Consider the following 10,637-nt stretch of genomic DNA (forward strand, 5'->3'; position numbering starts at 1 on the left):
CCTCTCCGCCGCCATCGATCTCCCCGGCGCCACCCGTGCCGACGACTTCCTCCCCCTCGCCCGCTTCGCCGATGAGGGCTTGCTCGACTTCCTCACGCTCGGCGACACCTTCGCCGCGCCGGGGCTCGACGCGCTCTCCGTCCTCGCACGGCTCGCTCCGGCGACCCGGCGCGTGGGGCTCGTGCCGACCGTGACCACGACGCACACCGAGCCCTTCCACGTCCAGGCCGCCGTCGCCACGCTCGACTGGGTCAGCCGGGGGCGGGCCGGCTGGCGGCCCGGCGTCTCCACGAGCGGGGCCGAGGCCCGGCTCTTCGGGCGGCGGGAAGCCGTCACCGCGCGCGAGGCGTGGCGGGAGGCTGGCGAAGTCGTCGAAGCGGCACGGCTGTTGTGGGACAGCTGGGAGGACGACGCGGAGATACGGGACATCCCGAGCGGCCGCTTCATCGACCGCGACAAGCTCCACTACGCCGACTACTCCGGCACCACCTTCTCCGTGCGCGGCCCCTCCATCGTGCCGCGGCCCCCGCAGGGCCACCCCGTGATCGTCGCCGAGGCGGACGACCCGGTGCGGCGCGCCTTCGCGGTCCGCCACGCCGACGTACTCCTCTTCGAGGCGAGCAGTCGTGAGCAGGCCGCCGCCTTCTCCGCCGAGGTACGCGCCGAGGCGGCGCGCGCCGGGCGGGAGCCGGCCGACGTACGCGTACTCGCCTCGCTCACCGTCGAACTGAGCGGCGGCGAACAGGCCGCCGAACCAGGACACGGCGGGGGCGGCCCCCGGCCCACCGCGCACGGACCGCACTACCGGGGCGGGCCCGTCGATCTCGCCGAGCTGATCGGTGACTGGTACGCAGCAGGGGCCGTCGACGGCTTCCACTTCCGCCCCGCCGCACCGGGCCGCGACCTCGAACGCCTCGTCAACGGGACCGTCGCGCTGCTCCAGCACCGGGGCGTCTTCCGCGCCTTCCACCCCGGCAGCACCCTGCGCGAACACCTCGGCCTCGCCCGCCCCGCCAACCTCCACCTCACCACCTGACCCGCCCGCCGCCCGCGCCCCGATCCCGTCGGCCCGCCCCGCCCCGCGCCCCCAAAGAATCCCAACTCCCCGACTCCTCAACTCCCGGAGCCCCCGCATGAGCCACCAGCGTCCGTCCCAGCAGCCCCGTCCCGCCCCCTCCCGCCGCCGCCAGCCACCCGGCGCCCACCGTCCCCTGCACCTCGCCGCCCACTTCCCCGGCGTCAACAGCACCACCGTCTGGTCCGATCCGCGCTCCGGCTCGCAGATCGCCTTCGACTCCTTCGTCCACCTCGCCCGCACCGCCGAACGCGGCCTCTTCGACTTCTTCTTCCTCGCCGAGGGACTGCGGCTGCGCGAGCACAAGGGCCGCATCCACGACCTCGACGTCGTGGGCCGCCCCGAATCGCTCACCGTCCTCAACGCCGTCGCCGCCGTCACGGAGCACCTCGGTCTCGCCGCGACCGTCAACAGCACTTTCAACGAGCCCTACGAACTCGCCCGCCGTCTCGCGAGCCTCGACCACCTCAGCGCCGGCCGCGCCGCCTGGAACGTCGTCACCTCCTCCGACGCCTTCACCGGCGAGAACTTCCGGCGCGGCGGCTATCTCGACCGCGCCGATCGCTACACACGCGCCGCCGAGTTCGTCGCCACGGCGAGGGAGTTGTGGGACAGCTGGAGTCCCGACGGTGCCCCGCGTCCCTTCGCCCACCACGGCAGGCACTTCTCCGTCGAGGGCGAGTTCACCCTGCCGCGCTCCCCGCAGGGGCACCCCGTCGTCATTCAGGCCGGTGACTCCGCCGAGGGCCGCGACTTCGCCGCGAGCGCCGCCGACGTCATCTTCACGCGACACGGCACCCTCGCCGCCGGGCAGGAGTTCTACGCCGACGTGAAGGGCCGCCTGCCGGGGTACGGGCGCACGGCCGACGACCTCAAGATCATGCCGGGCGTCACGGTCGTCGTCGGTGACACCGACGCCGAGGCGCAGGAGAAGGCCGCGGAGATCCGCCGCCTCCAGGTCTCCCCGCAGAACGCGCTGCTCGCCGCCGAACAGGTCTGGGGCACCGACCTCTCCGGCTTCGACCCGGACGGCCCGCTGCCCGCCTTCGACCCCGTGACCGACTCGGACGTCGTCCAGGGCCGGGTACGGCACGGTGATCCGCGCGCGCTCGCGGAGAAGTGGCGCGCCCTCGCCCGTACCAAGAACCTCTCGCTGCGCGAGACGGCGATCGAGGCGACCGGGCGCCAGTCCTTCATCGGCTCGGCGGCCACCGTCGCCGAGGCGATGAGTCACTTCGTCGACTCCCGTGCCGCCGACGGCTTCATCCTCGTCCCGCACCTCACCCCCGGCGGCCTCGACGAGTTCGTCGACCGCGTCGTGCCCCTCCTCCAGGAACGCGGCGCCTTCCGTACGGCGTACACGGGTCGGACCCTGCGCGACCACCTCGGCCTGAGCCACCCCGCCACCCGCCGCGACACCCCGAAGGACACCGCCGCATGAGCCCCGTACCGCCCGGCACGGCCCCCGCCCCGGCCGCCCCCACCGGCACCGACCCGGCGGACGCGAACGCCGCGCTCGCCGACTGGCGGCGGTGGCGCGCCGCCCGTGCCCAGGCCGTCACCGCCCCCTGGGGCCCGCTCTCCGTCATCGGCACGCACTGGCTCGCGGACTACCCGGACGGACTGCTTCCGGACATTCCCGGTCGCTGGCGCGCCGCCGGGGAGCATGTCTCGCTGACACGCGGCGCGGGGCTGCTCGTACGGGGGCGGCCGTACGCGGGCGAAGCGCTGCTCGACGCCGATACGGGCCCCGCCGAGCGCGCCCAGGTCGCCCACCGCCGCCGCAGGCTCACCGTCCTGGAGAGCGAGGGGGCCTGGGCGGTACGCGTGCACGACCCCGACGCGCCCGCGCGCCGCGCCTTTCCCGGGCTCGAAGTGAGCCCCTGGGAAGCGCGCTGGGCGCTCCGCGGCCGCTTCGTACCGTACGAGTCGAAGCAGACCGTGCGGGTGCCGAACGCGGACGGCCACGAGCGCGGGCTCGCCCTCGGCGGTGAACTGCGCTTCTCCGCCGAGGGCTCGGCGTACGTGCTGCGTGTGGGCGTGCAGCCGGACGGCGGCCTGGGCGTCATCTTCGCCGACACCACGAGCGGCGCCGGCAGCCACCGCTTCCGCTTCCTGTTCACCCCCGCGCCCGCCCCCGACGGCACGGTCCCGGTGGACTTCAACCGGGCCGTGCTGCCGCCCTGCGCGCTCGGCCCGCACTTCCTGTGCCCGTTCCCGCCGCCCGGCAACACCCTCGGCCTCGCCGTCACCGCGGGCGAACGACGGCTCGTGGACGCGGGCGCCGGGCAGCCCGGGTGAGGGACGGCGATGGCGTGGCGGGCGGATGGTCGCCGTGGTAGTGAAGGTATTCTCAAGTGCGCTGTGAGGAAAGGGAGTTGGGGGAGCCCGAGAGGTAATGGGCGAGGCCGGAAGTCGCCCTTGTGCGGTCACGGCACGGTCACAGAAACTCCCCAGCAGCGCCGGTTCGGTGCCCGTGTCCCGCAACCCGGGCCACGCGGCCCCGCACCGCGCCTCACGGGCCCGACCCCCCACGGCGGGCCCCCCGATTCCCCACTGGAGGAACCACGTGAGGACCAAGCGCACCACCCCCCGCACCGGCACCACGAGACGGACCCGGCTGATCGCCGTGGCCTCCGGCCTCCTCGCCACCGCCGCCTTCGCCGTCCCCGCCGCCCAGGCCGGCGAGGCGAAGACGTACTCCACCAACCAGCTCACCGCCGTCGGCGACGCCGTGCTCAAGGCCGATGTCGCCGGTACGGCGTGGAACGTCGACCCGAGCAACGGCAAGGTCCAGCTCACCGTGGACAGCACCGTCTCGCAGGCCGAGATCCAGAAGCTCAAGGACGCGGCCGGGAAGAACGCGGGCGCCCTGGAGATCGAGCGCACCCCCGGCACGTTCAGCAAGCTCGTCTCCGGCGGCGACGCCATCTACGCCTCGTCCTGGCGCTGCTCCCTCGGCTTCAACGTCCGCAGCGGCAGCACCTACTACTTCCTCACCGCCGGGCACTGCACCGACGGGGCGGGCACGTGGTGGTCGAACTCCTCGCACACCACCACCCTCGGCACCACCGCCGGGTCCAGCTTCCCCGGCGACGACTACGGCCTCGTGAAGTACACCAACTCCTCGGTGCCCAAGGACGGCACCGTGGGCAGCGTGGACATCACGAGCGCCGCCAACGCCACCGTCGGCATGAGCGTGACCCGGCGCGGCTCGACCACCGGCATCCACAGCGGCACGGTCTCCGCCCTCAACGCCACCGTCAACTACGGCGCGGACGGCATCGTCAGCGGCCTCATCCGCACCAACGTGTGCGCCGAACCGGGCGACTCCGGCGGCCCGCTCTACTCCGGCAACCAGGCGATCGGTCTCACCTCCGGCGGCAGCGGCAACTGCTCCTCGGGCGGCACGACCTTCTTCCAGCCGGTGACCGAGGCGCTCAGCGCCTACGGGGTCAGCGTCTACTGACCCGCGACCGCACGGCGCGATAGGGCCGTACGGCGGTACGGGCACGGCAGGCGGTACGGAGACGGGCGGGCCCGGGGCGCGGGCGCACCCCCTCCGTACCGCTCCCGCGCGCATCCCCTCCGTACCGCTCCCGCGCGCATCCCCTCCGTACCGCTCCGTTACTCCGGGATCGCGCTCCCCGCCACGAGCAGCGCCACCGCCTCCGCCTCGGGCCGGGCCGGGAGGCGTTCCCCGTCCCTGCGGCGCAGCGCCACCTCGCCCGCCGCCGCCTCGCGGGCGCCGAGCACGGCGAGGTGCGGGACGAGGCGCGCCCGCCGGACGCGCGCCGCGAGGGTCCCCGCGTGCGCCGGGTACCGCCGCGCCCGCAGCCCCGCCGCGCGGCAGCGCCGTACGAAGGACTCCGCGGCCTCCTCCTGCTCCTCGCCCACCGGCACCACGCCCACCTGGACGGGAGCGAGCCAGGCGGGGAAGGCGCCGCCGTGCACCTCGATCAGCCGCGCGAGGACACGCTCCAGACTGCCGAGCACGCTGCGGTGCACCATCACGGGCCGCGGCCGGGAGCCGTCGGCGGCGCGGTAGTCGAGGCCGAAGGCGGCCGGCTGGTGGAAATCGGCCTGCACGGTCGAGAGGGTGAACTCGCGGCCCGCCGCGTCCCGCGCCTGCACGTCGATCTTCGGCCCGTAGAACGCCGCCTCGCCGCGCTCCTCCTCCCAGTCGAGCCCCGAAGCCGCGAGCGCCTCGGCGAGCGCCGCCGCCGCGCGCTCCCACCCACCCTCGGCGAGCGCGTACTTGGCGCCCTCGCCCGGCAGCGAGAGCCGGTAACGGCTCGGGGCGAGGCCGAGGGCCCGGTAGGCGGTACGGATCAGGGCGAGCGCGCCCGCGACCTCAGCGGCGAGCGACTCCGGGGCGCAGAACAGGTGCGCGTCGTTGAGATGGATCGCCCGCACCCGGGTCAGGCCGCCGAGGGTCCCGGAGGGCTCCGCGCGGAACATGCCGCCCAGCTCCGCGACGCGGAGCGGCAGGTCCCGGTAACTGCGGGCCCGGGCCCGGTAGATCAGCGCGTGGTGCGGGCACAGGCCCGGGCGCAGCACGAAGTGCTCGCCGCCGACCTCCATCGGCGGGAGCGTGTCCGCGCGGTAGTGCGCCCAGTGCCCCGAGCGGACGTACAGCTCCTGTTTCCCGAGGACCGGCGAGTGCACGTGCTGGTAGCCGCCGGCCACCTCCAGGGCGCGTACGTACTCCTCCAGCGCGTGCCGCACGCTCGCGCCGTCCGGGAGGAGGTACGGGAGGCCCGCGCCGAGCAGCGGGTCGGTGCCGTAGAGGCCCAGCGCGCGGCCGAGGCGGTGGTGGTCGTGTTCCGGGGCGGGGACGGGGTCGTTCATGGTCGCTCCTGCGGGACGGGGAGCGGGTGACGGCGCGGAAAAGCCCCGGGGCACCCGCCCCGGGGCTTCGCTTCGGTACAGCTCTCAGCGCGCCGGGACGTACTCCGGCGTCGTCGTCCACGGGTGGTGCGCGGCGGGCTGCATGGCCCGCACGGTAGCGGGGCGCGGGGGAGAGGGACCACCGCTTTTCCGGGGGGGCGGTGTACGGGTGTGACCGGCCCGTCACGCGAGGTCCCGGACCCGTCCGCGACTCCTTCACGGGGCCTTCGCGTGGCCGCGGGGGCCTCTGAGGGGGTAGGGGCGAGATTCGGCCACGTGCCCCCGGCGGCGGGCGCTTCCGGCGCCGCACCGCTCCCACCGGGGCTTTCGCCTTATGAACTCAGGCGTGTGGGCGCGTACTTGACAGTAGTGCGGGGGTGATGCGGAGGCGCCCGGCCGCTCCGGACGCGCGGCCGGATATCGACCTTGTGTGCGACTGCGGGCCGTCGGAATAGTGGACGGCGCACGGTGATCCGGACGCGGTTCTTTCCCGTCCGGCGGCACCGTGCGCGAACGCCTTCCGGTCCCGGCACCCCCACACCGCCGGGACCAACCCCCCACAGGAGGACGTGAAGTGACCGAACGACGGACCACCGTGCGGCGTGCCGCGATCGCGGGCACCGGAGTGGCCGCGCTCCTCGCGGCCGGATTCACCTTCCAGACCGCGAACGCCGCGGAGGCGACTCCCACCGCCCCGCACACCCTCTCCGCCCCGAAGGCCGAAAAGCTCGCCTCGCGACTCACCCAGGACCTGGGCACGCACGCGGCGGGCACCTACTACGACGCCCAGGCCAAGCACCTCGTCGTCAACGTGACGAACCAGTCGGCCGCGAAGACGGCCGAGGCGGCGGGCGCGAAGGCGAGAGTCGTCGCGCACACGCTCGCCGAGCTGAGGTCGGCGCGCTCCGCCGTCGCCAAGGAGACCACCGCGATACCCGGCACCTCCTGGGGCGTGGACCCGGTCTCCAACAAGGTCGTCGTGACCGCCGACCGCACCGTCAAGGGCGCCCAGCTCAAGAAGCTGACCACCGCCGTCGGGAAGCTCGGCAGCATGGCGACGCTCAAGCAGTCCAAGGGCACCTTCAAGCCCTTCATCGCGGGCGGCGACGCGATCACCGGCTCGGGCGGGCGCTGCTCGCTCGGCTTCAACGTGACGGTCGGCGGCGAGCCCGCCTTCCTCACCGCCGGGCACTGCACCGAGGCGATCGACAACTGGACCGACGCGGACGGCAACGCGCTCGGCAGCAACGCGGGCTCGGAGTTCCCCGGCAACGACTACGGGCTCGTCAAGTACAGCTCCGACGTCGACCACCCGAGCGAGGTGGACCTCTACAACGGCAGCAGCCAGTCCATCACCGGCGCCGCCGACGCGACGGTCGGCCAGACCGTCACCCGCTCCGGCTCCACCACGGGCGTCCACAGCGGCGAGGTGACCGGCCTCGACGTGAGCGTCAACTACGGCGCGGACGGCATCGTCGACGGGCTCATCCAGACCACGGTCTGCGCCGAGCCCGGCGACTCGGGCGGCTCGCTCTTCGCGGGCAGCGACGCCGTCGGCCTCACCTCGGGCGGCAGCGGCGACTGCACCTCCGGCGGCGAGACCTTCTTCCAGCCGGTCACGGAGGCCCTGAGCGCCTTCGGCGCCGACATCGGCTGAGCCCCACCGCACTTCCCCCCACCCCGGACCCCCGGCCCCGCCCCGCGCGAGGCCGGGGGTCGGGGCGTGAGGGGGGGCCGGCGCGTGAGCCGGGCGCGGTGATCCGGGCCCCGGAGCCCCCCGGGGCCTCGCTCCCGCCCCTGCGGCCCGCCGCTCGCGCCTCCTCGTTCGTCACTCCCCGTGCCCGTTCGCCCGTTCGTTCGTACGGCCCCCGCGCTAATCGTACGAACGTTCGAGCAGTGGTTTATCGTGGTGCCCGGGAGATGAACCAGGGGGTGAGCACGACCGGCCGAGGAGGTGCGGATGACCAGGTCTCCGGGCCTTTCGGGCCCCGGGTTCGCGCACCTGCGCGCCGTCTCGGGCAACTCGGCGCGCTACGGCGCCTCGCACCCCGAGGCGCTCGCCGCGCGGGCCGCCGAGCGCGGCATGGACGCCGTCGCGCTCACCGACCGCGACACCGTCGCCGGGACCGTGCGCTTCGCCAAGGCGTGCGCCGAGCACGGCGTGCGGCCCCTGTTCGGGGCCGATCTCGCCGTGGACGCGCCCGCCGCGCGGGACGCCCGGGGCGGCGGCGGACGACGGCGCGCCCCCGTACGCGGCGGGGCCTTCGTGGACGAGTCCGCGCCGCGTGCGACCTTCCTCGCCCGCGACGGGGCGCGCGGCTGGGCCTCCCTGTGCGCCCTCGTGACCGCCGCGCACGCCGGTGGGGAACGCCCGCCGCTGCTCCCCTGGGACGCCAACCAGGGCGAAGGGCTCACCGTCCTGCTCGGCCCCGAGTCCGACATCGGCCGCGCCCTCGCCGCCGGGCGCCCCGACCGCGCCGCCCGCCTCCTCGCCCCCTGGCGCGAGCGCTACGGCGACGCGCTCCGCCTCGAAGCCGTCCACCACGGCCGGGACGGCACGGGCCCCGGCTCCCTCCGTCTCGCCGCCCGTACCGTCGGCTTCGCCGCCGAGCAGGGGATACGCCCCGTGCTCACCAACGCCGTGCGCTACGCCGACCCGGGCCAGGGCCGGATCGCCGACGTGCTCGACGCCGCCCGCCGCCTCGTCCCCATCGACCCCGCCAAGGGCCTCGACAGCGGCGAACGCTGGCTCAAGGACGCCGGGCGCATGGCGCGGGAGGCGGAGCGGATCACGACCGCCGCCGGGTTCGGCCCGGGAGCGGCCGGCGCGCTCCTCGCGCACACCGCCCGTACCGCCGCCGAGTGCCTCGTCGACCCCGAGGACGACCTCGGCCTCGGTTCCGTCCGCTTCCCCGAACCGCGCCTCGTCGGCGCGGGCGCGCGCACCGCGCAGCGCGCCCTCGCCTCGCGCGCGGCGGCCGGGATGGTCCGGCTCGGCCACGACCGGGGGCCCGGGGCGCGCGCGTACTGGGAGCGGATGCACCACGAGCTGGACATCATCGCCCACCACGACTTCGCCTCGTACTTCCTCACCGTCGCCCGCGTCGTGGACGACGTGCGCGACCTCGGCATCCGCGTCGCCGCGCGCGGCTCCGGCGCGGGCTCCCTCGTCAACCACCTCATCGGCATCGCGCACGCCGACCCGGTGGAGCACGGGCTGCTCATGGAGCGCTTCCTGTCCAAACGCCGCTCCGTACTGCCCGACATCGACATCGACGTCGAGTCCGCGCGCCGCATCGAGGTCTACCGCGCGATCCTCGGCCGCTTCGGGCCCGAGCGCGTCGCGACCGTCGCGATGCCCGAGACGTACCGGGTGCGGCACGCGATCCGCGACGTCGGCGCCGCGCTCTCCCTCGACCCCGCCGACATCGACCGCATCGCCACCGCCTTCCCGCACATCCGCGCCCGCGACGCCCGCACCGCCATGGACGAACTGCCCGAACTCGCCTCCGTCGCCGCCGAACGCGAGAAGTACGGCACCTTCTGGGAACTGGTGGAAGGGCTCGACGCGCTCCCGCGCGGCGTCGCGATGCACCCGTGCGGCGTGCTCCTCTCGGACGCCTCGCTGCTCTCGCGCACCCCCGTCGTGCCCACGAGCGGCGAGGCACTGCCGATGGCGCAGTTCGACAAGGAGGACGTCGAGGACCTCGGGCTGCTCAAGCTCGACGTGCTCGGGGTACGGATGCAGTCCGCGATGGCGCACGCGCTCTCCGAGCTGGACCGGGCCACCGGCGAGGCCCCCGACATCGACGCGATCCCGCCCGGCGACGAGAAGACGTACCAGCTCATCCGCTCCACCGAGACCCTCGGCTGCTTCCAGATCGAGTCGCCGGGCCAGCGCGACCTCGTCGGCCGGCTCCAGCCGTCCACCTTCCACGACCTCGTCGTGGACATCTCGCTCTTCCGCCCCGGCCCCGTCGCCGCCGACATGGTGCGCCCCTTCATCGAGGCCCGGCACGGCCGCGCGCCCGTCCGCTACCCGCACCCCGACCTCGCCCCCGCCCTCGAAGACACCTACGGCGTCGTCGTCTTCCACGAGCAGGTCATCGACCTCGTGCACACCATGACCGGCTGCGGGCGCGACGAGGCCGACCGGGTGCGGCGCGGGCTCTCCGACCCCGACTCGCAGGGCCGCATCCGCTTCTGGTTCGCGCAGCGCGCCGCCGAGCGCGGCTACGACGCCGAGACCGTCACGCGCACGTGGGAGATCGTCGAGGCATTCGGCTCGTACGGCTTCTGCAAGGCGCACGCCGTCGCCTTCGCCGTGCCCACCTACCAGTCCGCCTGGCTCAAGGCCCACCACCCGGCCGCCTTCTACGCCGGACTGCTCACCCACGATCCCGGCATGTACCCCAAGCGGCTGCTCCTCGCGGACGCGCGGCGCAGGGACGTGCCGATCCTGCCCGTGGACGTGAACCACTCCGCCCCCGCCCACCGCATCGAACTGGTGTCCGAAGAGGGGCCTCCGGCGGCCCGCTGGGGCGTCCGCCTCGGGCTCGCCGACGTGCACGGCATGAGCGAGGCCGAGGGCGAACGGATCGCCACCGCCCAGCCCTACACCTCGCTCCTCGACTTCTGGCAGCGCGCCCGCCCCTCGCGGCCCGTCGCCGAA

General features: G+C 74.7%; 7 protein-coding genes. 6 read left to right on the forward strand and 1 reads right to left on the reverse strand.

Annotated features, from left to right (window positions below):
* The 4 genes from SSBG_RS24415 to SSBG_RS24430 all read left to right on the forward strand — a co-directional run.
* Positions 1-1,036 (forward strand): LLM class flavin-dependent oxidoreductase (locus SSBG_RS24415; RefSeq protein WP_037870550.1); only part of this gene is annotated, 1,036 nt, incomplete at its 5' end.
* Between the two features lie 97 nt (positions 1,037-1,133).
* On the forward strand, positions 1,134-2,516 hold the full coding sequence (locus SSBG_RS24420; protein ID WP_008748740.1) for an NtaA/DmoA family FMN-dependent monooxygenase: 1,383 nt from the start codon (positions 1,134-1,136) through the stop codon (positions 2,514-2,516).
* Complete coding sequence (locus SSBG_RS24425; RefSeq protein ID WP_008748741.1) at positions 2,513-3,376, forward strand: DUF1684 domain-containing protein; 864 nt, start codon at positions 2,513-2,515, stop codon at positions 3,374-3,376. The genes SSBG_RS24420 and SSBG_RS24425 overlap by 4 nt, the downstream gene beginning before the upstream one ends.
* Positions 3,377-3,644: 268 nt before the next feature.
* A complete protein-coding gene (locus tag SSBG_RS24430) occupies positions 3,645-4,544 on the forward strand; it encodes a S1 family peptidase (protein ID WP_008748742.1) in 900 nt (299 codons plus the stop codon).
* 158 nt (positions 4,545-4,702) lie between these two features.
* Here the strand turns inward: SSBG_RS24430 and SSBG_RS24435 are convergent, their stop codons facing one another.
* Complete coding sequence (locus tag SSBG_RS24435) at positions 4,703-5,926, reverse strand: aminoacyl--tRNA ligase-related protein (protein ID WP_037870552.1); 1,224 nt, start codon at positions 5,924-5,926, stop codon at positions 4,703-4,705.
* A gap of 613 nt (positions 5,927-6,539) precedes the next feature.
* On the opposite strand from SSBG_RS24435, the gene SSBG_RS24440 reads away from it, so the two are divergent.
* Both SSBG_RS24440 and dnaE read left to right on the forward strand, forming a co-directional pair.
* On the forward strand, positions 6,540-7,622 hold the full coding sequence (locus tag SSBG_RS24440) for a S1 family peptidase (protein ID WP_008748744.1): 1,083 nt from the start codon (positions 6,540-6,542) through the stop codon (positions 7,620-7,622).
* A gap of 303 nt (positions 7,623-7,925) precedes the next feature.
* Positions 7,926-10,637: DNA polymerase III subunit alpha (dnaE, locus tag SSBG_RS24445; RefSeq protein WP_008748745.1), on the forward strand; the 2,712-nt coding region annotated here is incomplete at its 3' end.

Origin of the sequence: Streptomyces sp. SPB074 (assembly GCF_000154905.1) — a bacterium.
In the GTDB taxonomy this organism is placed as follows: Bacteria; Actinomycetota; Actinomycetes; order Streptomycetales; family Streptomycetaceae; genus Streptomyces.